The 24,931-nt window shown below is 30.8% G+C and carries 27 protein-coding genes; 14 read left to right on the top strand and 13 right to left on the bottom strand.

Annotated features, from left to right (window positions below; genetic code table 11):
- Window positions 1-38: 38 nt before the first annotated feature.
- Together FUA26_RS07975 and FUA26_RS07980 are read left to right on the top strand one after the other, a co-directional pair.
- Window positions 39-953: a T9SS type A sorting domain-containing protein gene (locus tag FUA26_RS07975; protein ID WP_147134062.1), complete on the top strand. Its 915-nt coding sequence runs from the start codon at window positions 39-41 to the stop codon at window positions 951-953.
- Between the two features lie 90 nt (window positions 954-1,043).
- Window positions 1,044-2,978, top strand: coding sequence for a T9SS-dependent choice-of-anchor J family protein (locus tag FUA26_RS07980; protein ID WP_147134065.1), 1,935 nt, complete (start codon window positions 1,044-1,046; stop codon window positions 2,976-2,978).
- Here the strand turns inward: FUA26_RS07980 and FUA26_RS07985 are convergent.
- Window positions 2,971-4,005 carry a quinone-dependent dihydroorotate dehydrogenase gene (locus FUA26_RS07985; protein ID WP_147134068.1) on the bottom strand — a complete coding sequence of 345 codons (1,035 nt, stop codon included), beginning with the start codon at window positions 4,003-4,005 and terminating at the stop codon, window positions 2,971-2,973. The two genes, FUA26_RS07980 and FUA26_RS07985, sit on opposite strands and share 8 nt — an antisense overlap.
- Before the next feature lie 124 nt (window positions 4,006-4,129).
- Between FUA26_RS07985 and pepT the strand changes: the two genes are divergently transcribed.
- Both pepT and FUA26_RS07995 read left to right on the top strand, forming a co-directional pair.
- The gene (pepT, locus tag FUA26_RS07990) at window positions 4,130-5,362 is read left to right on the top strand and encodes a peptidase T (RefSeq protein WP_147134071.1); all 1,233 of its coding nucleotides are present in this window, start codon (window positions 4,130-4,132) and stop codon (window positions 5,360-5,362) included.
- A gap of 199 nt (window positions 5,363-5,561) precedes the next feature.
- Entirely contained in the window at window positions 5,562-5,897 is a 336-nt protein-coding gene (locus FUA26_RS07995; protein ID WP_147134074.1) for a PID-CTERM protein-sorting domain-containing protein, read from the top strand.
- 165 nt (window positions 5,898-6,062) lie between these two features.
- Here FUA26_RS07995 and yajC read toward each other — a convergent pair whose 3' ends face one another.
- From yajC to nusB, 3 genes are all read right to left on the bottom strand, one after another.
- Window positions 6,063-6,356 carry a preprotein translocase subunit YajC gene (gene yajC / locus FUA26_RS08000; protein WP_147134077.1) on the bottom strand — a complete coding sequence of 98 codons (294 nt, stop codon included), beginning with the start codon at window positions 6,354-6,356 and terminating at the stop codon, window positions 6,063-6,065.
- A 10-nt stretch (window positions 6,357-6,366) separates the two neighbouring features.
- Window positions 6,367-6,840 (bottom strand): DUF1573 domain-containing protein, encoded by a 474-nt coding sequence (locus FUA26_RS08005; protein ID WP_147134079.1) that lies wholly within the window; start codon window positions 6,838-6,840, stop codon window positions 6,367-6,369.
- Between the two features lie 83 nt (window positions 6,841-6,923).
- Window positions 6,924-7,835, bottom strand: coding sequence for a transcription antitermination factor NusB (nusB, locus tag FUA26_RS08010; protein WP_147134410.1), 912 nt, complete (start codon window positions 7,833-7,835; stop codon window positions 6,924-6,926).
- A gap of 239 nt (window positions 7,836-8,074) precedes the next feature.
- On the opposite strand from nusB, the gene FUA26_RS08015 reads away from it, so the two are divergent.
- Both FUA26_RS08015 and FUA26_RS08020 read left to right on the top strand, forming a co-directional pair.
- Window positions 8,075-9,832 carry an ABC transporter ATP-binding protein gene (locus FUA26_RS08015; RefSeq protein WP_147134082.1) on the top strand — a complete coding sequence of 586 codons (1,758 nt, stop codon included), beginning with the start codon at window positions 8,075-8,077 and terminating at the stop codon, window positions 9,830-9,832.
- A gap of 151 nt (window positions 9,833-9,983) precedes the next feature.
- Window positions 9,984-10,376 (top strand): PUR family DNA/RNA-binding protein, encoded by a 393-nt coding sequence (locus FUA26_RS08020; RefSeq protein WP_147134085.1) that lies wholly within the window; start codon window positions 9,984-9,986, stop codon window positions 10,374-10,376.
- Between the two features lie 49 nt (window positions 10,377-10,425).
- Here FUA26_RS08020 and FUA26_RS08025 read toward each other — a convergent pair whose 3' ends face one another.
- On the bottom strand, window positions 10,426-10,761 hold the full coding sequence (locus FUA26_RS08025) for a tRNA-binding protein (RefSeq protein ID WP_147134088.1): 336 nt from the start codon (window positions 10,759-10,761) through the stop codon (window positions 10,426-10,428).
- Between the two features lie 47 nt (window positions 10,762-10,808).
- Here FUA26_RS08025 and FUA26_RS08030 point away from each other — a divergent pair, with 47 nt between their 5' ends.
- Window positions 10,809-11,366 carry a thioredoxin family protein gene (locus tag FUA26_RS08030; RefSeq protein ID WP_147134091.1) on the top strand — a complete coding sequence of 186 codons (558 nt, stop codon included), beginning with the start codon at window positions 10,809-10,811 and terminating at the stop codon, window positions 11,364-11,366.
- Here the strand turns inward: FUA26_RS08030 and FUA26_RS08035 are convergent.
- The 5 genes from FUA26_RS08035 to FUA26_RS08055 all read right to left on the bottom strand — a co-directional run bounded on the left by FUA26_RS08035 (window position 11,350) and on the right by FUA26_RS08055 (window position 16,202).
- Window positions 11,350-11,838: a GNAT family N-acetyltransferase gene (locus tag FUA26_RS08035; protein WP_147134093.1), complete on the bottom strand. Its 489-nt coding sequence runs from the start codon at window positions 11,836-11,838 to the stop codon at window positions 11,350-11,352. The genes FUA26_RS08030 and FUA26_RS08035 overlap by 17 nt on opposite strands.
- A 4-nt stretch (window positions 11,839-11,842) precedes the next feature.
- Window positions 11,843-12,385: a YfiT family bacillithiol transferase gene (locus tag FUA26_RS08040; RefSeq protein WP_246109102.1), complete on the bottom strand. Its 543-nt coding sequence runs from the start codon at window positions 12,383-12,385 to the stop codon at window positions 11,843-11,845.
- 42 nt (window positions 12,386-12,427) lie between these two features.
- Window positions 12,428-12,847 (bottom strand): hypothetical protein, encoded by a 420-nt coding sequence (locus tag FUA26_RS08045; RefSeq protein WP_147134098.1) that lies wholly within the window; start codon window positions 12,845-12,847, stop codon window positions 12,428-12,430.
- A gap of 124 nt (window positions 12,848-12,971) precedes the next feature.
- The gene (locus FUA26_RS08050) at window positions 12,972-13,904 is read right to left on the bottom strand and encodes a peptidylprolyl isomerase (RefSeq protein ID WP_147134101.1); all 933 of its coding nucleotides are present in this window, start codon (window positions 13,902-13,904) and stop codon (window positions 12,972-12,974) included.
- Window positions 13,905-13,997: 93 nt separating this feature from the next.
- Complete coding sequence (locus tag FUA26_RS08055) at window positions 13,998-16,202, bottom strand: ATP-dependent DNA helicase RecQ (protein ID WP_147134106.1); 2,205 nt, start codon at window positions 16,200-16,202, stop codon at window positions 13,998-14,000.
- Window positions 16,203-16,403: 201 nt separating this feature from the next.
- Between FUA26_RS08055 and FUA26_RS08060 the strand changes: the two genes are divergently transcribed.
- The 4 genes from FUA26_RS08060 to lptB all read left to right on the top strand — a co-directional run bounded on the left by FUA26_RS08060 (window position 16,404) and on the right by lptB (window position 19,354).
- Complete coding sequence (locus tag FUA26_RS08060) at window positions 16,404-17,369, top strand: KpsF/GutQ family sugar-phosphate isomerase (RefSeq protein ID WP_147134109.1); 966 nt, start codon at window positions 16,404-16,406, stop codon at window positions 17,367-17,369.
- Window positions 17,369-18,193 carry a twin-arginine translocase subunit TatC gene (tatC, locus tag FUA26_RS08065; protein ID WP_147134112.1) on the top strand — a complete coding sequence of 275 codons (825 nt, stop codon included), beginning with the start codon at window positions 17,369-17,371 and terminating at the stop codon, window positions 18,191-18,193. The genes FUA26_RS08060 and tatC overlap by 1 nt, the downstream gene beginning before the upstream one ends.
- A complete protein-coding gene (locus FUA26_RS08070) occupies window positions 18,186-18,530 on the top strand; it encodes a carboxymuconolactone decarboxylase family protein (RefSeq protein WP_147134115.1) in 345 nt (114 codons plus the stop codon). Before tatC ends, FUA26_RS08070 begins: the two co-directional genes overlap by 8 nt.
- 83 nt (window positions 18,531-18,613) lie before the next feature.
- Window positions 18,614-19,354 carry an LPS export ABC transporter ATP-binding protein gene (gene lptB, locus FUA26_RS08075; RefSeq protein ID WP_147134117.1) on the top strand — a complete coding sequence of 247 codons (741 nt, stop codon included), beginning with the start codon at window positions 18,614-18,616 and terminating at the stop codon, window positions 19,352-19,354.
- 16 nt (window positions 19,355-19,370) lie between these two features.
- Here the strand turns inward: lptB and FUA26_RS08080 are convergent, their stop codons facing one another.
- Window positions 19,371-20,279, bottom strand: coding sequence for a LysR family transcriptional regulator (locus tag FUA26_RS08080; RefSeq protein WP_147134120.1), 909 nt, complete (start codon window positions 20,277-20,279; stop codon window positions 19,371-19,373).
- 91 nt (window positions 20,280-20,370) lie between these two features.
- Between FUA26_RS08080 and FUA26_RS08085 the strand changes: the two genes are divergently transcribed.
- Window positions 20,371-20,961 (top strand): NAD(P)H-dependent oxidoreductase, encoded by a 591-nt coding sequence (locus FUA26_RS08085; RefSeq protein ID WP_147134123.1) that lies wholly within the window; start codon window positions 20,371-20,373, stop codon window positions 20,959-20,961.
- A gap of 48 nt (window positions 20,962-21,009) precedes the next feature.
- On the opposite strand, the gene FUA26_RS08090 is transcribed toward FUA26_RS08085, so the two are convergent.
- Together FUA26_RS08090 and FUA26_RS08095 are read right to left on the bottom strand one after the other, a co-directional pair.
- The gene (locus tag FUA26_RS08090; RefSeq protein WP_147134126.1) at window positions 21,010-21,828 is read right to left on the bottom strand and encodes a TerC family protein; all 819 of its coding nucleotides are present in this window, start codon (window positions 21,826-21,828) and stop codon (window positions 21,010-21,012) included.
- 9 nt (window positions 21,829-21,837) lie between these two features.
- Window positions 21,838-22,563, bottom strand: a complete 726-nt coding sequence (locus FUA26_RS08095) for a CDP-alcohol phosphatidyltransferase family protein (protein WP_147134129.1) — start codon at window positions 22,561-22,563, stop codon at window positions 21,838-21,840.
- A 116-nt stretch (window positions 22,564-22,679) separates the two neighbouring features.
- Between FUA26_RS08095 and FUA26_RS08100 the strand changes: the two genes are divergently transcribed.
- On the top strand, window positions 22,680-23,750 hold the full coding sequence (locus FUA26_RS08100; RefSeq protein WP_394344914.1) for a putative type IX sorting system protein PorV2: 1,071 nt from the start codon (window positions 22,680-22,682) through the stop codon (window positions 23,748-23,750).
- The gene (locus FUA26_RS08105; protein ID WP_147134134.1) at window positions 23,750-24,928 is read left to right on the top strand and encodes a lipoprotein N-acyltransferase Lnb domain-containing protein; all 1,179 of its coding nucleotides are present in this window, start codon (window positions 23,750-23,752) and stop codon (window positions 24,926-24,928) included. The genes FUA26_RS08100 and FUA26_RS08105 overlap by 1 nt, the downstream gene beginning before the upstream one ends.
- Window positions 24,929-24,931: the final 3 nt, after the last annotated feature.

Raw genomic sequence — 24,931 nt, forward strand, 5'->3', positions numbered from 1 at the left:
TGCAAAAGACTCAAAATTAACACTAATTAGCAAATACCATGAATAAAAACACACTGGTTTTTACTGTTTTCATCTTTTTTGTTGCCCTTTCATTTGCTCAAAGCACTGCTATTTACAACGTAGAATTTACAAATTTTTGGAATGCTAATGACCACAATAACGGTAACAATTTACCAGAAAACGCCCATTGGTCTGATTTAGTTATTACTACTCATAACAACAATGTAACGTTTTTTAAAATGAATGAAATGGCAAGCCCCGGTGTTGCGTTAATTGCTGAACTTGGTGATGTTTCAAATTTTAAAAATGAAGATTACCAAAACGCAATTAATGCAGGTTATGCAAATAACTTTATTAACGCTGGTGGTTTATTTTTATCTTCTGGTAATACTATAACATACAATAATTTACAGATTAGTGAAAATTTTTCATTGGTATCAATACTTTCAATGATTGCTCCAAGCCCTGATTGGTTTATTGGTGTTAACGGAGTAAACTTACAAAATACTAGTGGCTGGATTAACGCCATTACAATTGACTTATATCCTTATGATGCAGGAACAGAAGCAGGCTCAACGTATTCTTTAAATAACCCACCAACTAACCCACAAAGTGTTATTCAAAATATACAAGGTGTTCAGCCATTTAATAATGAAAAAGTTGCAACCATAACATTTACGTTGCAATCGGTTTTAAATACTTCAAAAAACGCATTTACAAATATTAAAATATACCCAAATCCTGCCAATGATAAACTGTTTATAAACAACCTTAAAAACATAAGTAATTTAGAAATTTACAGTTTACTTGGTAAACTTCATAAAAAATTACATATTGAAAAAGGCAGCGAAAATTTAGAAATTGATATATCAAACCTAAATACGGGTATATATTTATTAAAACTTAATTCAATTAATAATGTAAGTGTAAGTAAAAGGCTTATTATCAATTAACTTCCTATTTATCGAATAATATTTACACTTAACGTTTATTTTACAGTATTTTCACATTAACAGGTACATTTGTTTAACCAAATTTACCTAATGACACCTAACCTAAAAAAATCATTACCTTTTTTAATAACACTGTTTTTGCCGTTGTTTGGTTATGTTTATGCCCAAAACAATGATTTTGCTTGTGGCACATCTTTCTCTGAAGCACAAATTGAACTTTTTAACAGTATAAAGCACAACGAAACTTTAAGCAACTTAGAAGCTAACAAGCATTTAAACCTAAAAGATTTATCGGAAAACATTGTTAATTACATTCCTGTAAAAATTCATATTTTAAGATATTCAAACGGAAGTGATGGTTTATGTGATGCCGATTTGAATACTGCTATTGATAATTTAAACAACCATTTTAACAATGCTAGAATGACATTTTTTGTTTCTAGTGAAGTTAATTATATTGATAATAACCAAACAGCTCATATAACAAAAGGAAAAGATGACACTGTTTTTGAAACTAATAACACTCCTGGAGTTATAAACATTTATTTTACGCATGCTTTAAAAAACGAAGCAAACCTAAGTATTTGTGGTTATACCAACAATACCAGAAACAAGGATTATTTAGTAATTAAAAATAGTTGCGCAACAACATCACTTGTGCATGAAATGGGCCACTTTTTCTCTCTATTGCACACCCATGGTAACGACAATAATGCATTAACTACTGAACTTGTAGATGGTAGCAATTGTGATACTGACGGCGATGGTATTTGTGACACACCTGCAGACCCAAAGTTAACCACCACTAATGTTAATGAATTTTGTGAATACATTGGTATAGAAACTGATGCCCACGGGCACACCTTTAAGCCAGATGTTAGTAACATAATGTCATATGCTAAAAAAAACTGTAGAACGCATTTTTCTAAACAACAATTACAAAGAATGTATGCCTTTTACATTACCCAAAAGCATTATTTATCTAGCACTAATTTTAATGCAGATGTAGTTGCTAGCAATACCATAACTTGCCAAAACAAACTTACTGTTAACTTTAGCAACTCATGCCCAAATGCATCAGCTTGGGAATGGGATATAAACTCTGATGGTGTTATTGATTACACCTCACAAAACCCTTCGCATACATTTAATTCGGGTATGTACAGTGTAACACTTTCTGTTTATAAAAATTCAAAAAAAATTACTAAAACCTATCATAACCTTGTTAAAGTTGGTGTATTAACTGAAACACTTTTTGATGAAAGTTTTGATACTTTTAATATAGCTGGAGATGATGGGTGGACTGTAAACGATAACAACAGTGGTTACCATTGGGTTATTAATCATGGTGAAACACACTCTGATGCTACTGGCCCAATACACAATCATCATCATGAAAATGGAGACTTAAATAGATACATTTACACGGAAGCTTCTGGTGCTGAAGAAGGTGCAATTACAGAGTTTATCTCGCCCTGTATTGATGTCGTACATCAAAATTCTGAAATAGATTTTAATTATCATATGTTTGGCGAAAATATAGGTGAACTTCATGTTGATATTAAAACCAACAATGGGTACAAAAATGATGTAATTCCGCCATTTATTGGCAGTCAACAAAATAACCAAGCAGATGATTTTTTAACAGCATCTATCAATTTATCATACTATGCAGGTGAAACCATTAATATTAGGTTTAGAGCTGTTAGAGGTAATGGTTGGAAAGGTGATATTGCTATTGATAATGTACATTTAAAAACAATTAGTGTTCCGGTAACAGACAAAGACATAAAATTATACCCAAACCCTGTTAAAAACAACTTACTTTACATACAAACATTAGCATCTAATTTTAATGATGATAGTACTGTTTTACACTTTGAAATTTCAAACCTAGTAGGTCAAAAATTTTCATCAGGTATTGTTACAAACAAACCAATTGACACCAGTAATTTAGCTTCAGGCTCTTATTTGCTAACCGTAATAAGCAATACTAATAGAGTAGTAAAACGTTTTATTAAGTAGTTTTTAAAAGTGCTTTATTTATAGATTTTACTAAACGTGGTCCTTCATAAATAAAACCTGTATACACTTGAACTAAATCGGCACCTGCATTAATTTTCTCAAGAGCATCATTAGCTGAATGAATACCACCAACACCAATTATTGGAAATGCTTTATTGCTTTTAGTTGCTAAATACTGTATTACTTTAGTACTTTTATCTTTTATTGGTTGCCCGCTTAAACCACCATTTCCTATGGCATTAAGCATACTTTCTGAGGCCTTTAAACCAGTTCTATCTACTGATGTATTACTAGCAATAACACCATCTAGGTTTGTTTCGTTTATAAGCTCAATAATTTCATCTAACTGGCCTTCATTTAAATCTGGTGCTATTTTTAATACTATAGGTTTTTGTTTTTCAAATGTTTTATTAGCTTTTTGTACCGCTCCAATTAATTCAAGCAAATAATCTTTATCATTTAATTTTTCATGACTACCAACATTTGGGCAACTTACGTTTAACACAAAATAATCTACATACGGGTGTAATGCATTAAAACATGTTAAATAATCTTTAGTATAATCTTCAGGTTTTGTTGCTGTGTTTTTACCAATGTTTCCGCCTATAACTAATTGGCCTTTATTTTTTTTTAATTGCGTTATGGCTGCTTCAACACCTTCATTATTGAACCCCATACGGTTAATAATGCCTTTATCATCTTTTAACCTAAACAAGCGCTTTTTGGGGTTACCCGCTTGTCCTTTTGGCGTTACCGTACCAATTTCAATAAAACCAAAACCAAAATTTGCCAATTCGTTATATAAAACAGCGTTTTTATCAAAACCCGCAGCTAATCCAACAGGATTTTTAAAGGTTAACCCAAACAAATTACGCTCTAATTTTTTATCATTCACAACATACAAACTTCTAAAAACAGCTTGTAAACCAGGTATTTTAGAAGTTAATTTTATTAAACTAAATGTGAAATGATGGATTTTTTCAGGATCGAAAGAAAAGAATATTGGGCGGATAAGTTGTTTATACATCGGTATTATTTGTGCAAAAATACACTTAATAGTTTAAATAAAAAACCACTTAGTGTAAAGAGCTTAACAATTAATAATTGTAATTTTGAAATTATAATTACACATTTAAAAATTCAATTTTAAAATGATTTCAAAAGCACACATAATAAAGCGTTTTAACAGTTATGTAACCATTGATACAGAATCTGACCCAAACTCTAAAACCACCCCTAGCACAGAAAAACAATGGAACTTAGCTAATAAACTTGTTGAAGAATTAAAAGCTATTGGCATGCAAGATGTAACTATTGATGCTAATGCATACATTATGGCAACTTTACCAAGTAATGTAAACCATGATGTGCCAACTATTGGATTTATTTCACATTTTGATACCTCTCCAGATTTTACAGGCGCTAATGTTAAACCTCAAATAATTGATAATTATGATGGAAAAGATATTGTTTTAAATGAAGAAGAAAACATTGTTTTATCTCCTGATTATTTTGAAGATTTACTACAATACAAAGGCCAAACTTTAATTACTACCGATGGTACAACCCTTTTAGGAGCCGATGATAAAGCAGGTATTTGCGAAATTGTTTCTGCCATGGAATATTTAATTAAACACCCCGAAATAAAACATGGTAAAATACGTATTGGCTTTACACCCGATGAAGAAATTGGGCGCGGCGCTCATAAATTTGATGTTGAAAAATTTGGCGCAGATTGGGCTTACACCATGGATGGTAGCCAAATAGGAGAATTAGAATACGAAAATTTTAATGCGGCAGGCGCTGTTGTAAAAGTAAAAGGTAAAATTGTACACCCTGGTTATGCCAAAGGAAAAATGGTAAATTCAATGTACATAGCTACCGAATTTATAAACTCATTACCAAGATTAGAAACTCCAGAACATACCGATGGTTACCAAGGCTTTTTTCATTTGCATAATATAGAAGGTGATGTTGAAGAAACTAAGCTACATTATATAATAAGAGACCATGATAAAGAGCATTTTGAAGCCAGAAAAGAGGTTATGGTAAAACTTACAAATGAACTTAATACTCAATATGGTAAAGAAGTTATTATTACCGAAATAAAAGATCAGTACTATAATATGCGTGAAAAAATTGAACCCGTAATGCATATTGTTGCTATTGCTGAAGAAGCCATGAAACAACTAGATATAAAACCACTTATAAAAGCTATAAGAGGTGGCACAGATGGATCTCAATTAAGCTATATGGGGTTACCCTGCCCTAATATATTTGCTGGCGGACACAACTTTCACGGGCGCTATGAATATGTACCCGTTGAAAGTATTATTAAAGCAACACAAGTAATATGTAAAATAGCTGAACTTACTGCTAAATAAACTTACACATTAAAAGTTTAAGCCTACTATTTCATTTTATTTATCGATAAAAAGCGTATTAATTCGACTTATTAAAAACCTTTTGTGAAAAAATATTGTTAATCTAAAAAATATAGTGTTTATCGAATAAAAAGTGGTGTTACCTTGAATTGTAATACTTTTACATTGCTATTAATCCATTAATAACTAATTTATAACAATGAAAAACAAGGGTAATTTTTTATTAAAAAATTTAAAGGTTATAGCATTTGTAATAGTTTTTATGTTAAGCTTTGGCTCTAATGCCAATGCTGCAACAAATGCGCCTTCAATGAACTTAACTTCTAACACGCTTACCATTTCTGCTCAAAACCCAACATTAACATGGGGTTTTGGTTGGTATTACAAATGGAAAAAGAAATGGTATAAGAAAAAGAAAAAGCAATGGCATAAAAAACCAAAACAACCTACAGATTCAGTTCCATTAGATGGAGGATTAGGTGTTTTACTTTTAGGCGCTACCGCTTTTGGAGTTAGAAAGCTTAGAAAAAATTAAAATATTTAAAACTTAGTTTTAATAATAAAAAAGGTCTCAATTTTAATTGAGACCTTTTTTTGTGTGTAGATTTTAATTGTGAATGTAAACATCATTATAAATTAGCCCTAACAAAAAAGGCTTCATTTAAAAATGAAGCCTTTATACTTTAATTAAACTACTTATTTATTTTGTAGTTGCAGGGGTATTAATTTTGTTACTCATTTCCATAGAAATAGCTGAACGTTCAAACTTAATTTTACCTGATAATGTTTCAAGCACGCAACTTCCGTCTTTATCATTAAGTTCTAAAACTTTACCATGCATACCGCTTTTAGTAACAATTTTGTCGCCTTTTTTAAGTTCTGCTGCAAACTTTTTTTCTTTTTTTGCACGTCTCATTTGAGGTGCTATCATAAAAAAGTAAAGCACTGCAAATAGTAAAATCATTGGCATAAATGCCCCAAATCCTTCTCCCATAATTTATGTTTTATTGTACTGGTGAATTAGTTGCTTTTGCATCAGTTTTTACAAAAGCTGTTATTTTTACAGTTTCTTTACCTTTTTCGGTATTAGCTGTAACTGTTATTGTTTTTGATACTTTATTTGATCCGCTACCATTAAAAGTAACAGTAAATTTACCAGATTCGCCAGGAGCTAAAGGTGCTCTACTCCAATCTTGTGGTACTGTACAACCGCAAGAGCTTTTAATATCTGTAATTACTAAAGGCGCTTCACCTTTATTAGTATAATTGAATACTGTAGAAACAGATTTTTTAGCTTCAATTTCACCAAAATCATGCTCAGTTTTATCAAATTCAATTACTGGAAATTTTGATGCTTGCTCATCTCTTTGGGCAGCTGCAGCAATATTACTTTTATCTATTTTACTAGCGGCATTTTCTTTACAAGCTGTAAAAGCTAATAAGCACATAGTGCTTAAACCTAAAATTATTTTTTTCATGTTAACTATTTTTCTATTAATAAGGGTAAAAATACTAATTATTTAATCTATTAAAAACTTTTCATCTTCAACTTAACAACATTTTACAATAACCCGCGCCCTATTTTATTAAGGGTTCCTGCATCTGTATATTCTTTCACAAGTTTATCTAAAATACCATTTATAAAAATGCTACTTTTTGGTGTTGAATATTCTTTAGCTATTTCTAAATACTCATTAATGGTTACTTTTACAGGTATTGACGGGAAGTTTTTAAGTTCGTTAATAGCCATTTGTAACAAAACGTAATCAATATCTGCAATTCTTTCGGCATCCCAATTTTTAGTTTTGGCTTCTATTTCTTTGTTTAAATTGGTTCTGTTTAATAATGTTTTTTTAAACAAATCTATAGCAAATTGCTTATCATCTTCTTCTTTAAAAAGTTTGGGTACAAAATGTGTATCTAAACTGGTTGATTTCACTTTACGTAAAAGCTTTAAAATGGTTGTATTTACGGTTGGTAAATCATCTAACCATGTTAAATTTTTGTCTTCAATATAATCATACAGCTTGTTATTTGGTGCTATAATATCTTTAAAAACATCAACAATAAAGGCCTTGTCTTCTTTAAAATCAGATACGCGTGTGCTCATGTACTCTTTGTAAAGATCACTATTAATAATATCTTTAAAAAGTATTTCAACATATTCGGTATCTAACTCCCAATTGGTAATTTTATGTAAATCTAATTCATCTTTAAGCGGTAAACTGTTGCTTAAAAAAGTAAGTAGTTGGTTGTTTATAAATTTTTTATTAGGGTCTTTATCTTCTTTTGTTGCTAAATGCTTGTTTTGCTTTTTTTGAAGATCTTTTTCAGCTCTTTTTTTAATTTCTAGCAGTAACGAAATTAATAACAAGTACAAATTGTACATATTATTTATACTAAACAATAGAAATTTTTGGTCTTTACTAAAATCATCACTTTCACTACCTTTAAAGGCGTATAAAGTTTGCATAACTTTTACTCTAATATGTCTTCTGTTTAGCATAATTACAAAGAACTTAATTTAAGAAATAGTAAAACATTTACTGTTTGTTTTCGCTGCAAAAATAATATTATTTTATAAAGAAACTTCATTTTTAATTTTAATTATTTCATTAATAATTTAGAGTATTTTTAACAATTACTAAACGCGTTTTAAAGGCATATAACATATATATACGTTATATTTGCTTTCTTGTTTACAGGTATTAAATGAAAGAATTAAAACATTTAAATAAATATTTTTTAAAATATAAAACTTACCTTATTATTGGTAGTATAACCACAGTTGTGGCTCGTATTTTTTTGTTATTTACACCGCGCTATGTAAAAAAAATTATTGCTACGGTTGAGCAGTACAGAGATAACACCATTACTCAAACTGTATTTAAAGCACAACTAACTGAAGCTATTTTATATATTATTGGCGCTGCTATTATAGGTGGTATACTAACGTTTTTTATGAGGCAAACCATTATAAATGTATCTCGTTATATTGAGTTTGATTTGAAAAACGAAATTTACGAACAATACCAAAAATTATCTTTAAATTTTTATAAGCAAAACCGAACGGGAGACCTCATGAACCGCATTACTGAAGATGTTGGAAGAGTACGTATGTATGCTGGCCCCGCTTTAATGTATAGTATAAATACCATTGCACTTTTTGTTGTGGCACTAATTTATATGTTTAAAGAAGCGCCTAAACTTACACTTTACACCATTTTACCACTGCCCATTCTTTCGGTAATAATTTATAAATTAAGTAAAGAAATACATAAAAGAAGCACAATTGTACAAGAATATTTATCAAAACTTTCAACCTTTACACAAGAATCTTTTAGTGGTATTTCTGTAATAAAAGCCTACGGAATTGAACCACAAACCGCTAATAATTTTGAAACTTTAGCAATAGAAAGTAAAGATAAACAAGTAAGTTTAGCAAGAGTACAAGCTTGGTTTTTCCCTATGATGATTTTATTAATTGGCGCCAGTAATTTACTAGTAATTTACATTGGAGGCATGCAATACATAAATGGTGAAATTGAAAGTATAGGTACCATTGCCGAGTTTATTATTTACGTTAATATGCTTACATGGCCTGTAGCCACTGTTGGTTGGGTAACCTCTATTGTTCAACAAGCCGAAGCATCACAAAAACGTATAAATGAGTTTTTAAAACTAGAACCCGAAATTAAAAACACCGTTACAGAAAACACAAAAATAACTGGCAATATTGCATTTAACAACGTGTCATTTACTTATGATGATACTAATATAAACGCATTAAAAGGCATTAGTTTTTCAATAAAAGAAGGCGAAACATTAGCCATACTTGGTAAAACTGGCTCTGGAAAATCTACTATTTTAGATTTAATTGGAAGACTTTATGATATTGATAATGGCAGTATTACCATAAACAACCAAGAAATAAAAAACTTAAACCTAAACAATTTAAGAGATAGTATTGGCTACGTGCCACAAGATGCTTTTCTATTTTCAGATTCTATAAAAAATAATATAAAATTTGGTAAAGAAAATGCTACTGAAGAAGAGGTTATTGAAGCTGCAAAAAACGCGCAAGTACACAAAAACATTATCAAATTTAACAACGGTTATAACACTATTTTAGGCGAAAGAGGTATTACACTTTCTGGCGGGCAAAAGCAGCGTGTTTCAATTGCTAGAGCCATAATTAAAGCACCTAAAATATTACTTTTTGATGATTGTTTATCGGCTGTGGATACTGAAACTGAAGAAAAAATACTTAAAAACCTTAATAAACTTTCCAAAGGAAAAACATCTATAATAGTTAGCCACAGAGTATCATCAGCTAAAAACGCCCATAAAATTATTGTTCTAGATGATGGTAAAATTATACAAGAAGGCACGCATGAAACCCTTATAAACACTGATGGTTACTACAAAGATTTGTATTTAAAACAAATTAGTGAAACTTCAAGCAAATAACCTTTAAATCAATATTTTACGGTTAATATTTTTAAAATAATATCAACAAAACATAACATTTTAAAAAGAAAATTCATAATTTGTTGGTTAATAAAGGTTTTTTTTAGATTTTTGGTACACAAACCATAATACTATAAATTTCTATACAACTATGAATAATAATGATATGATGGAGAGAGAAGAAATATTTTCTAAAGTATTGAGAGCAGGAAGACGTACCTATTTCTTTGACGTAAGAGCTACTAAAGCAGATGATTACTACTTAACTATTACAGAAAGTAAAAAGTTCACCAATGACGACGGATCATTTCACTACAAAAAGCATAAAATTTATATTTACAAAGAAGATTTTGCTGAGTTTAAGAGTATTTTATCTGAAATGACAGATTATATCATAGAAGAAAAAGGTGATGAAGTAATTAGTGAACGTCACCAAAAAGATTTTAAAAAAGAATACAACACTGAATATTCCGCAAAATCTGAAACAGAAGACACCCTTAAAACTACCGAAAGTTTTACAGATGTAGATTTTGATGATATTTAATTAAACAAATACAGTAAAAAGCAGCGTTTAAAACGCTGCTTTTTTGTTTTTACGACACAACCATACCGTTTTTAACTTTATGTTCTGGGTTTAACAAAATAACATCTTTACCATTTACAGCTCCTAAAACCAAGCATTCACTCATAAAATTGGCTATTTGCTTTTTTGGGAAATTTACAACCGCCACAATTTGTTTATGCAGTAAAACTTCTTTAGTGTAAAGTGTTGTAATTTGTGCCGATGTTTTTTTAACTCCTAAATCGCCAAAATCTATAGTTAATTGGTACGCCGGTTTTCTTGCTTTAGGAAAATCATTAACTTCTATAATGGTTCCTACTCTTAAATCTACTTTAGTAAAATCTTCAAAAGTTATTATATCATTCATTTTTTAAAAATACAAATTATCACGAAATTTGATTAAAAATTAACACCATGGCAAATACTCCTTCAAACATGCTACCGCTAGGTACAAAAGCTCCAAGTTTTTCAATGTTAGATACAGTTTCAAACGCATTACTAACTTTTAATGATGTAAAAGGTGAAAAAGGCACTGTTGTTATGTTTATTTGCAACCACTGCCCTTTTGTTATTCATGTAAATGCTACCATTATTAATATTGCTAATAATTATTTAGAAAAAGGTATTGGTTTTGTAGCTATTTCAAGTAACGATGTTATTAACTATCCGCAAGATAGTCCTGAAAAAATGGCTATGCATGCCAAAAATGAAGGCTATCCGTTTCCTTATTTATATGATGAAACACAAACAGTTGCTAAAGCTTATGATGCTGCTTGCACACCAGATTTTTATGTTTTCAATGCTGAAAATTCATTAGTTTACAGAGGTCAATTAGATGATTCTAGGCCTAGAAACAACATTCCTGTAACAGGAACTGATTTAAAACATGCTTTAGATTGTATGCTTAAAAATACCGAAAACACCAAAGTACAAAAACCAAGTATTGGTTGTAATATTAAGTGGAAAGTATAAGTTGGTACATGCCTACATCTTGCCACTGATCAAATTTGAAACCCACTTGCTTTAAATGTGCTACTTTTTTAAAACCAAATTTTTCATGTAATTTAACACTGGCTTCATTAGGCAATGTAAGTACACCCAAAACAGTATGATATTTATTTTGTTTTAGCGCCTGTAATAACGCTTGGTACAATTGAGTACCTATATTTTTACCATGTGCAGTGTGCTTTATATAAACAGTAGACTCAACTGTATTTTGGTATGCTGGTTTGGGCCTAAATTTGCTAGCATAAGCAAAGCCTAAAAGTGTATTACTTTCTTCAAAAACAAAAAAAGGATATTCTAAATTTATAGTCTTTAACTTATCAAAAAAAACGTTATAACTTAAAGGTTTATCATCAAAAGTAGCTACTGAATTTTGTACGTAATAATTATATATTTCTAGTAACTGTTGGGTATCTTCTTCTCTAAAAACTCTAATCATTTTTTTACAACCAACCTTTTTCTTTTAAAACATTTTCAATGTGTGCATAATGGTGTTTACTATGCCATGCATAATTACCAACATTGTATGATAACAGTACCTCTCTGTTGGTTTCGGGGTGCAAAAAACTTTTATTAAAATCGGCGGTTTTTAATAGTTTTAGTAATGCTACTAATTTGTAATGCACAGCTTTAATATGCTCTAAAGACATTTGAATAGGAGCATATTTGCTATCGGGTAATTCGGCCCAAAGTTTTTCATTATACGCTTTAATTAGTGGCGTATCTTCAGTTAAAGCCCATTTAAAACGGATGTAACTATGATGATGACTATCGGCTACATGGTGCACAACTTGCCTAATAGTCCATCCGTCAGGTCTATAAGAAGTATCTAACTGCTCTTTTGTTAAATGTTTAACTAAGGCTTCAAACTTTATAGGAAACTGCTCTAAAGTTAAAATCCAGTTTTTTAAATGTTGGGTAGTAACAGTTTCCGGGCATTGAAACGTACCTATAGGATATTTTAATTGCTCTAAACTTTTTTTCAAAACGTATATTTTAATTAACTAAATATAGTTTTAAAATTTATGTTAAGCAACTTCTTGCTTTCTTGTTTTGGCTTTATTTACAGCTTCTACTAAACAGGTGAATGTTTTTATTTTACTCCTAAAAAAAAGTTTTTCAAATGTTATATTAAAACTACCTTTATTAGCTGCCGTTACTACAAAATATGCTTTTAAACCATAATTTAGTTTGAAGTATTTTAACCAATCTTGTGGCACAACAGAATATGAGTTTATTCTGTTTGATATATATACCAAATCTTTACCATTGGTACCTAAAAAGCCTTCAACATCTTCAACCATTTGTTTAGCGTTATCCCAACTTAAAACAACGCCTTCTCCTATTTCAGAAATTACAAAACCAGAAAAAATATATAGCTTACCAAAAGGGTAATTAAAAATTTTTAAAACGTCATTAAAAAAGGGGGTGTCTTCTACTTTAATCATACTGCAAAATTATTGAGGCAATTTAAAAATATGAAAAAAATCAATTATTAACAAAAATAAATAGATGTAATAAAAAAAGCACACTATTACAAGTGTGCTTTTAAAAGTATATTGTAAATAAATACTATTTAATATCCATTAATTCTACATCAAAAATTAATGTTGCATTAGGCGGTATAACTCCTCCTGCACCTCTGCTACCATACCCTAAATTACTAGGTATAACTAAACGTGCTTTATCTCCTACTTTTAAAAGTTGGATGCCTTCATCCCAACCAGGAATAACTTGGCCAACACCTAATGGAAAATCTATGGGTTGGTTTCTTTTGTATGAAGAATCAAAAACAGTACCATCGGCTAATTGGCCTTTATAATGTACAGATACTGTTTTACCTTTTTCGGCTTTAGCACCATTACCTTTTTGTATAATTTGATAACGTAAACCGCTTTCAGTTTTTTCAAAACCAGCAGCTAATTTATCTAATTCAGCATCGGCTTTTGCTTTTTCTTCAGCAATTCTTTTTTCTCTAGCACCTTCAAAAGTTCTAAACGCTTCAACAGCATTAAATGCTTCTGCTTCAGCACCAACTCTAACTATTTCTAAAGTTTCAATTTCATCATCTTGTGCAATGGCATCAACAACATCTTGCCCGCTTTGTACTTTACCAAAAACAGTGTGATTATTATCTAACCAAGGCGTTTCAACATGTGTTATAAAAAACTGGCTTCCGTTAGTTCCTGGGCCTGCATTAGCCATAGATAATACGCCAGGACCATCATGCTTTAAATCTGGGTGAAATTCATCATCAAATTGGTATCCAGGGTTTCCTGTGCCTGTACCTTGTGGGCAACCACCTTGAATCATAAAATCTGGAATTACTCTGTGAAATTTTAAACCATTGTAATAAGGTGTTCCTTGTGGTTTTGCTGAATTTTCTAGGTTACCTTCTGCTAAAGCTACAAAGTTACCAACTGTACCAGGTGTTTTTTTAAACTCTAAAGCAACTAAAATTTCGCCTTTTGTTGTATTGAATTTTGCGTATAATCCGTCTTGCATTGTTCTAATTTTTAAGAAAGTGCAAAGATACGAATGATTGGCAATTTACAATTGACGATTTACAATTTTATTTAAAATACTGATTACTGTTGCTTAGTTAGCTACCTCACTAATAAACTTAATTCTGTAAAGGCGTAATTCTTCTTCATCGTAATCACCATCAAATTCTTCAATAGCTTCACTTATAGCATCAGATTCAGAATCCATAAAATACTCGTGTATTTCTTCTTGCTGATCTTCGTCTAAAATTTCATCTACCCAATAATTTATATTCAATTTAGTACCAGAATATACAATGGCTTCCATTTGTTTTATGAAATCTTCCATTTCTAGTCCTTTTGCAGAGGCAATATCATCTAAAGGTAATTTTCTGTCTATACTTTGAATGATGTAAAGTTTATTTGCTGAATTGGTTCCGGTAGATTTTACCACTAAATCATCAGGACGCATAATATCGTTATCTTCAACATATTTTGCTATTAAAGCCACAAAATCTTTACCAAATTTTTTGGCTTTACCCTCGCCTACACCATGAACATTACTTAATTCTTGTAATGAAATGGGGTATTTAAGGGCCATGTCTTCTAATGATGGGTCTTGAAAAATAACAAAAGGTGGTACACCTAGTTTTTTGGCATTCTTTTTTCTGAGGTCTTTAAGCATGGCCATAAGTGTTTCATCGGCAGATGCGCCTCCGCTTTTTGCTGCTGTTATTATGTTAGCATCATCTTGTTCACTATCAAAAACATGGTCTTCAGTCATCATAAATGACACGGGCGTTTTTATAAAATCTGCCCCTGCTTTACTAAGCTTTATAACACCATAGGTTTCAATATCTTTTTTAAGGTAGCCTGCAACAAGGGCTTGCCTTAAAAGTGCCATCCAATAATTTTTTTCTTTGTCTTTACCTCGTCCAAAAAACGGTTGTTCATTGGTTTTATGAGAATTTATCATGGCGTTTTCTGTACCAACAATTACATTTACTAAATCTTTTGATTTGTATTTTTCATTGGTAGCCTGTATTGTTTCTAATAAAACAACCACATCATCTTTAGCTTCTGTTTTCTTTTTTGGGTGCCTAACGTTGTCATCCATATCACCACCTTCGCCTGTGTCATTATCAAAAGCTTCACCAAAATAATGTAAAATAAACTTTCTTCTAGAAATAGAAGTTTCGGCAAATGCTACTACTTCTTGTAACAAAGCGTGCCCAATTTCTTGTTCGGCAACAGGTTTTCCAGACATGAATTTTTCTAGTTTCTCAATGTCTTTATATGAATAGAATGCTAAGCAATGGCCTTCGCCTCCATCACGTCCGGCGCGTCCGGTTTCTTGGTAATAACTTTCTATACTCTTTGGTATATCATGATGAATTACAAACCTAACATCGGGTTTATCTATACCCATACCAAAGGCTATTGTTGCTACAACCACATCAATGTCTTCCATTAAAAACATATCTTGGTGGTTTGATCTTGATTTGGCATCTAAACCAGCATGGTACGGTACTGCTTTAATACCGTTTACTTGTAGTACCTGTGCTAGTTCTTCAACACGCTTTCTACTTAAACAATAAACAATACCAGATTTTCCTTCGTTTTGTTTAATAAACCTAATAATATCGGCGTCAACATTTTTTGTTTTAGGCCTTACTTCATAATACAGGTTAGGTCTGTTAAACGATGCTTTAAAGGTATTTGCGCCTGTAATACCAAGGTTTTTTATAATATCTTCTTGTACTTTTGGTGTGGCTGTGGCTGTTAAACCAATAATTGGAATATTATCACCAATTCTACCAATAATATTACGTAAGTTTCTATATTCTGGCCTAAAATCATGCCCCCATTCACTAATACAGTGGGCTTCATCAATAGCCATGAATGAAATTTTAACCGATTTTAAAAATTCAATATTTTCATCTTTGGTTAAAGATTCTGGTGCTACATAAAGTAATTTTGTAACGCCATTAACTATATCTTCTTTTACACGTTTAATTTCGGTTTTATTTAATGACGAATTTAAAACGTGTGCTATACCTTCTTCGTTTGAAACGCCTCTAATGGCATCTACTTGATTTTTCATTAAAGCAATTAATGGCGAAACCACAATGGCTGTACCTTCTTGCATTAACGCAGGTAATTGATAACAGAGTGATTTACCACCACCCGTTGGCATAATTACAAATGTATGATTACCTGATAATATACTTTCAACAACATCTTCTTGCAACCCTTTGAATTTATTAAACCCAAAATACTTTTTTAGTGCAGAATGCAAGTCACTTTTTGCTACCAACATGAATTAATTAAAATTTATTTAAACTTAAAACACTATAAAATATTCAATAATTTTTTGAATAATTTAAGAGACTATTTTAAAGAACCCCCATATTTTTTTCGTTAGCTTTGTAACGAAAAACCAAAATACAACAAAATTTAAATTTGAATACCTTTAAAGATAAGAAATTCTTTAAAAGCATCAACTAAAACCATATAAATTTTGAATAGCGAGAATTCTATTATAAAAATTGCTAAACAAACTATTGAAGCAGAAAGTAAAGCTATACTAAACCTTTCTAGTTTAATTACAAATGATTTTGAAAAAGCTGTTAAACTTATTTACAACTCTAAAGGCCGTGTTATAATTACTGGTGTTGGTAAAAGTGCTATAATTGCACAAAAAATTGTTGCCACTTTAAACTCTACCGGTACGCCTGCTGTTTTTATGCATGCCGCCGATGCCATTCATGGCGATTTAGGTTTAATTTTAGAAGATGATGTAGTTATTTGTATATCAAAAAGTGGCAATACCCCCGAAATTAAAGTACTTGTACCCTTAATTAAAAGTGCCAAAAATAAAATGATTGCTATTACTGGTAATACCGACTCGTTTTTAGCACAACAAGTAGATTTTGTTTTAAATGCTTATGTTGAAAAAGAAGCTTGCCCTAATAACTTAGCTCCTACAACAAGTACCACTGCACAATTAGTTATGGGCGATGCCCTAGCTATTTGCTTACTTGAAATGCGCGGATTTTCTAGTAAAGATTTTGCCAAATACCACCCAGGTGGTTCACTTGGTAAAAAACTATATTTAAGAGTTGAAAATATTTCTTCGGTTAGTGAAAAACCGCAAGTACAACCCAATGCTAATGTAAAAGATGTTATTGTTGAAATAACCGAAAAACGTCTAGGTGTTTCGGCTGTAGTAGAAAACAATAAAATTGTAGGTATTATTACCGATGGTGATATTAGACGTATGCTAAATAAAAACATAGATTTTACAACACTAACGGCCAAAGATATTATGAGCACAAACCCAAAACGAGTTAATGCTGATACTATGGCGGTTGATGCGTTAGATATTATGGAAGAAAAAGGCATATCGCAATTACTTGTTGAAAGTAATGGCAATTATGCAGGTGTTGTACATTTACATGATTTAATAAAAGAAGGCATTATATAATGGCTAAAAAGAATATAAACGAGATGTCTTTTTTAGATCATCTTGAAGATTTAAGATGGCATTTAATACGAATTTGTTTAGCGGTAATTATTGTAGCTACATTAGCATTTATTTTTAGCAGATTTATTTTTAAATCTATCATTTTTGCACCGTTAGATATGAGTTTCCCAACATATGATTTTTTATGTAGCGCCGCAACTTATATTGATGTTACTACCACGTTTTGTAATGAAAAAATTCCTATTATAATACAAAACCGTACCATGGCTGGACAATTTTCGGCCGATATTTGGACGGCCATTTTAGGAGGCTTTGTTATTTCTTTCCCCTATATAATTTACCAACTTTGGAAATTTATTAGCCCAGGGTTGCATGACAATGAACGCAAACACTCAAGAGGTTTTATAATCATTTCATCATTATTATTCTTTATAGGTGTTTTGTTTGGGTATTACATAGTTACACCACTATCTATAAATTTTTTAGCAAATTATAGCGTTGCCGATATTGTTGATAACCAAATAGATATTAGCTCATACATTGGGTTAGTTCGCTCATCAGTATTAGCTTCGGGTTTAATTTTTGAATTACCTATAATCATCTATTTTTTAACAAAAGTTGGTTTAGTAACACCTGAAACATTAAGAAAATACCGAAAATATGCCTTGGTAATTGTTTTAATACTTTCTGCAGTAATTACACCGCCAGATATTGCTAGCCAAGTAATTGTAGCCATTCCTATATTAATACTTTACCAAGTAAGTATTTATATTTCTAAAATTGTAGTTAGAAATCAAAAACGAAAAGAAGCCAAAAATGTCTGATATAGTAAAAGAATTTAATGAGTATCGTTCAAAAATGAACGACAAAATATTAAACGACAACAACAAAATAATAAAACGCATTTTTAATTTAGATACTAACGCTTACACAGAAGGCGCTTTAGATGTAAAAACCAAAGAACTACTTGGTTTAGTAGCATCGGCCGTTTTACGTTGCGATGATTGCGTAAAATATCATTTAGAAAACTGCCATAAAGAAGGCTTTACAAAAGAGCAAGTTGTTGAAGCTCTAAGTATTGCAACCTTAGTTGGTGGTACCATTGTAATTCCGCATTTAAGACGCGCTTATGAGTTTTGGGATGCCTTACAAGAAAACTAACCATTTAACAATTTTAAAGCCACAAAGGCGTTTAGCGTTGTATAACACTTTTTCAATTAAATAAAAATTACGTTATTGCAAATATGATTTTAAAAGCCGAAAACTTAATGAAGTCCTATAACGGACGAAAAGTTGTTAAAGATGTTTCTCTTGAAGTAAAACAAGGTGAAATTGTTGGTTTATTAGGGCCTAACGGTGCCGGTAAAACAACCTCTTTTTACATGATTGTTGGGTTAATTAAACCTAATGGCGGACACATTTTTTTAGATAATACTGAAATAACAAAATTCCCCATGTATAAACGTGCCCAAAATGGTATTGGGTATTTAGCACAAGAAGCTTCGGTTTTTAGAAAATTAAGTATTGAAGATAATATTTTAAGCGTGTTACAACTTACCAAACTGAGTAAAAAAGAACAACGCATGAAAATGGAATCTTTAATTGAAGAATTTAGCCTAGGCCATATTAGAAAAAACCGCGGCGATTTATTATCTGGTGGCGAACGCCGAAGAACTGAAATTGCTCGTGCCCTAGCTACAGATCCTAATTTTATTTTATTAGATGAGCCTTTTGCTGGTGTAGATCCTGTTGCTGTTGAAGATATTCAACGTATTGTAGCACAACTTACCAAAAAAAATATAGGTATTTTAATAACAGACCACAATGTGCAAGAAACATTAGCAATTACTGATAGAACTTATTTAATGTTTGAAGGTAGCATTCTTAAAGCTGGTGAACCTGAAGAATTAGCTAATGATGCTATGGTACGTAAAGTTTATTTAGGGCAGAATTTTGAGCTTAGAAAGAAAAAAATTAGAGATTAAGCAACCTATTATCTGTTTAAATGGGTTTCATTTTTTGCTTAAAAATATCTTTTACTACATCAATCTCTGCTTTATATTTCAAATCTGTTCGTAAAGCAAAATATAGTATATTTTCAGTATAAACTTTTCCTTGCCAAAGTAGCTTAATACTATTGTTTTTTATAGCTTCTTCACACAAAAAATCTGGCACAAAAGCATACCCAGTACTATTGCTTAAACACCTTATAATAGATGCTATATTAGGCAAAATATAATTAGGTTTAAAAGCAGGTTTAGCTTTAAAATTTTCAAACCAAAAGCGTCTAAAATGTTCCATTTCATTTGATGCACTATACCATTTTTTTGAAACTAACATGGTTTTTAATGCTGCGTACTGTTTATTTTTTATTAAACCTTCAACCTCATTAGTATCAGTATTAGCACCAGCAACAAGCACAATACGCTCTTTTGAAAAAGGTATATAGGTTACTAATGATTTTTTTTCAATGTGCTTTCTTGGTGTAATTACTAAATCTAACAATCCGTTATTTAAATCTTTAATTAAATCTGTGTGCGTACCAAACCTAGCCACTAAATCAAAGTTCAAATTAGGTATTTCTGGTTCTAGTATTAACTGAAACATTTCAGAGCACATACCTATATGTAAAGATGGGGTTTTATCTTGGGTTGTTTTTTTAAAATGCTGTTCTGCAACTTCTAATACTTCAATAGCATTAATTATATTTTCATATAAAAACTTACCATCTTCAGTAGGTATCATTTGTCTTGCTGTACGTTCAAACAACTTTTTACCAATATAAGCTTCTAAAGCATTTAAATGAACACTAACTCCTGGTTGTGATGCATATAAAGCCAATGAAGCCTTTGTTAATGTGCCATTCTCATAAATAGCTTTAAACGTTCTGTACCACTCAAAATTAACCATAACTATTAAAAATATAATACAAATGTATAATTTATATTATTTTATTAATACTAAATACATCATTACTTTTGTTAAAAATTAATATTAAAACATGAAAAATATTTTTATAATAAACGGTGCTCATACATTTGCGCACTCTGGAGGTAAATTCAACAAAACATTATTTAATAATTCAATGTCTTATTTTAAAACTTTAAATTATAATGTTAAAACCACAGAAGTTGGTAGTAATTATGACGCAAAAAATGAAGTAGAAAAATTTAAATGGGCAGATATTATTATTTATCACACACCTATTTGGTGGTTTCAAATACCGTTTGGTTTTAAAAAATATTTAGATGTTGTTTTTACTGAAGGCCACCAAAATGGAATATATAAAAGTGATGGACGTAGTAGAAATAATCCTGAAATTAATTATGGTACGGGAGGCTTAATGCACGGTAAAAAATATATACTAACCACAAGTTGGAATGCCCCAAAAACAGCATTTACATTAAAGGATGAATTTTTTAACGAAACTAGTGTTGATGATGGCGCTATGTTTGGTTTTCATAAAATGAATGCGTTTACTGGTATGAAACCCTTAGGATCTTATCATTTTCATGATATTGAAAAAAATGCCAATGTGCCTTTAGAAATAGATAATTACAATAATTTTTTAGATACTATTTTTAAGAAATAAACAAAAAAGGTTCGTTGTTAATAACGAACCTTTTTTTATCTAGTTTAATTATTTTTTAAAATTTTCTTTTGCTTTTTCTTTCAATAACTTTTTTTGATAGCGCCCTTGTACAACATCAACAATCACTAAAACTGCTAGTACAAAATAAAATGTTGTTTTGCTCATTGGTACAATATGGTTTCCAAATAATTCAAGATGCGCTAAATGCCCACCTTCAGTAACAAGCATTATTCCAACAATAAAAAGTATGAATAACCCAAGCACTTCATACATTCTGTTTTTAGCTAAAAACACAGATATTCTATCAGCTAAAAACAGCATTAATAATCCGCTAATTACAATAGCAATGGCCATTACTATAAAAGCTGTTGTAGCATTTTCTATTTCGCTTGTAAGGCCAATGGCAGCCAAAATAGAATCAAAAGAAAACACTAAATTCATTAATACAATACTTGCTATAACAGCGTTTGATGATTTTTTACCTTTATCAGCCTCGTTACTTTCAACATCATGGTCTAAATCATTTAAAGAAATCATGTGCCAAATTTCTTTTATAGCTGTGTAAATTATAAAACCACCACCTGCTAAAACTATTAAACTATGGCCATTAAATGCAAAATGTGCTACACCATCAATTCCGCCCGATAAAAACGAAAATGGTTCTTGAAAATAGCCTATTAGTGACACCAAAACAAATAATAAAACAATACGCAATGCTATGGCTATTAAAATACCCACTTTTCTAACACGTTTTTGGTCGCTTTGTGGGGCTTTTTTAGATTCTAATGAAATGTATAATAAATTGTCAAAACCTAATACAGCTTGTAATAATACAAGCATTAAAAGGGTAAAAATAATTCCTAGCATTTGTAAATGTTATTTTGAGGTTAAATTGTTTAAAACAGACATGGATATGTATAATAAAATAATTACAGGAATAGCTGCAAACTTAAGTACTACAAGCAATACAACACAAAGTAATATAAAAATGTAGCGTGTGGCATTGTCTTTAAAATTCCAGTTTTTAAACTTTAAAGCAAATAGTTTTATACCAGAGTTTAGTAGCCAACAGCTTAAAATTGTTACAGCTATTAAAAAATATTTGTTCAAAATAATAGCATTTATAGCATCATTATTTTGAAACTCTATTATTAATGGTAAAGATATTATTAACAAGGCATTAGCAGGTGTTGGCAACCCTTTAAAAAACGTTTGCTGCTCTGTATCTACATTAAATTTTGCAAGCCTATATGCTGAAGCTAAGGTTATGGCAAGCCCTAAAATAGGTAAAAAGGGCATGTTAAACTCGTTTTCAAAATCTAAAGTACTCCAATCTGCAACAACAAGTTCAAGTAACTTAAACATAATAATTCCGGGTACCAAACCACTAGTTACAACATCTGCAAGAGAGTCTAGCTGTAAACCAATTTCACTTTGTACATTAAGTTTTCTGGCTGCAAAACCATCAAAAAAATCAAAGAAAACTCCTAAAAAAACAAAATATGCAGCCCAAGTAAAATTACCATTAACAGCAAATATAGCTGCAATACAACCGCTTAAAAGGTTTAAAAGAGTAAGTGCGTTAGGTATGTACCGCTTCATATAATGTTTATTATTTGTGGTAAAAATAACAAACAATTTTAGTTACAAGCAATATCTAATATAAATTCAAGTTTATAGGTTTGTAAATTATGTGCATCTTTGTAAAAAAATTGCAGTTGAAAGTTTATTTAAGCACGCTTTTTTGTTTGGTATCTATTACCATTTTCAGTCAAACCACTAGAAAATATTCTAATGAGTTTATGAATATTGGTGTTGATGCTGCTGCTTTGGGTATGAGTGGCGCCGTAACCTCGCACACCGCCGATGTTAATTCGGGCTATTGGAATCCTGCTGGTTTATTAGCTTTAGATGATAACCAACTTGCCCTAATGCACTCTAGTTATTTTGCTAACATTGCTAATTATGATTATGCGGCTTATGCTATGCCACTTGACGACAGAAGCGCTGTAGCCATTTCATTAATTAGGTTTGCTGTTGATGATATTTTAAACACCACCCAACTTATTGATGAGCAAGGCAATATTAATTATGATAGAATTAGCCTTTTTTCTACAGCCGATTATGGACTAACATTTTCATACGCACGTAAACTGCCAGTTCAAGGTTTAAATTATGGCGTTAATGCTAAGGTTATTAGGCGTATTATTGGCAATTTTGCATCGTCATGGGGTTTTGGTTTAGATGCTGCTATACAATTTGAAACCAATAATAATTGGAAATTTGGTATTATGGCACGCGATATTACAACAACTTTTAACGCATGGGCTATTGATGAAGATGAATTTGAAACTATTAAAGATGCTGTTGAAGGACAAAACCAAGAATTACCCGAAACTACCGAAATTACAATACCTAAATTACAAATTGGCATTTCAAAAAAGTTCAATTTTAATTATGACTATACTCTTTTAGCTGCCGCCAATTTAAATGTGAGGTTTGAAGAGAATAACGATATCATTTCAACATCATTTGCCAGTGTAAATCCCGCTTTAGGTTTTGAGTTTGGTTATATTGATATGGTGTACTTACGCGCTGGTATGGGGAATTTTCAAAATGAATTGCAAATTGATAATTCTGAGCAATTAACCTTTCAACCTAGTTTTGGTTTGGGTTTTAAATACAATGGCATTCAAGTAGATTATGCTTTTACTGATATAGGCGACCAAAGTGTTGCGCTGTACTCAAACATATTTTCATTAAAACTAGATTTTAGTATTTTTAGATAATGGCAAAACAACTACTTTTTCTTTTTTTAATTTTTTCATCCTTTTCATTTTCACAAGAAATAACTCTTTCTAATGCTGCCGAAATTAGCATATTAACTGCAGGCCCAGGAAATTCACTTAACGATGCCTTTGGGCATAGCGCCTTTAGAATTAAAGATCCTGAAAACAGCTTAGACATAGTGTATGGCTACGGTGAATATGATTTTGAAGCACCAAACTTTTACTTAAAATTTGCCCAAGGCAAACTTAATTATTTAATGAGTAAGGATAATTTTAGCCGATTTTATCAAATTTACGTTTACCTTAACCGCACATTAAAAGAACAAGTTTTAAATATATCGCAAAGCGAAAAACAACAACTTTACAACTATTTAGTTAGTAATTACAAACCCGAAAACAGAGGGTATTTATATGAGTTCTTTTTTGATAATTGTGCCACAAAAATTAAAGACGTAGCCAATATTGCAACAAACAATAAAATTACATTTAACTTACCTGAAAATTATACAGAAAAAACCTTTAGAAACTTAATTTACGATAATGTAAACAAAAATACGTGGGGCAGTTTAGGTATAGACATAGCACTTGGCTCTGTAATTGACAGAAATGCTACTGCCCAAGAACAAATGTTTTTACCTGAAAACATTTACAAGTTTTTTGAAGCAGCAACTCATAAAACAACCAACCAACCGCTGGTAAAAAAAAGTCATGTAATTTTTAAACGGAAAGACGTAAAAGCTACTAATTCATTTTTAACAAGTCCGTTGTTTGTATTTAGTATTTTAGCAAGTATTATTGTTTTTATTACCTACAACGATTTGAAAAAGCACAAAAGAACCATTTGGTTAGATGTTATTTTGTTTAGTTTTACAGGGCTTGTTGGTGTTTTAATTTTACTACTTTGGTTTGCCACAGACCACACTGGCACACACCAAAACTATAATTTACTATGGGCTTTTGCCTTAAATATTTTAATGGTTTTTCAATTAACAAAACAACATGTTAAACCATGGTTTACTAAATACCTAAACTTTTTAATAATAATGTTATGCCTTTTAACTTTACATTGGATTATTGGTGTACAAATATTTGCAATTGGGTTAATACCATTACTAATTGCGCTATTTATAAGGTATGTATTTTTAACAAAGCACTTATCTAAAGTAAACAGAAACTAAATA

This window comes from Seonamhaeicola algicola, assembly GCF_007997385.1.
GTDB lineage: Bacteria > Bacteroidota > Bacteroidia > Flavobacteriales > Flavobacteriaceae > Seonamhaeicola > Seonamhaeicola algicola.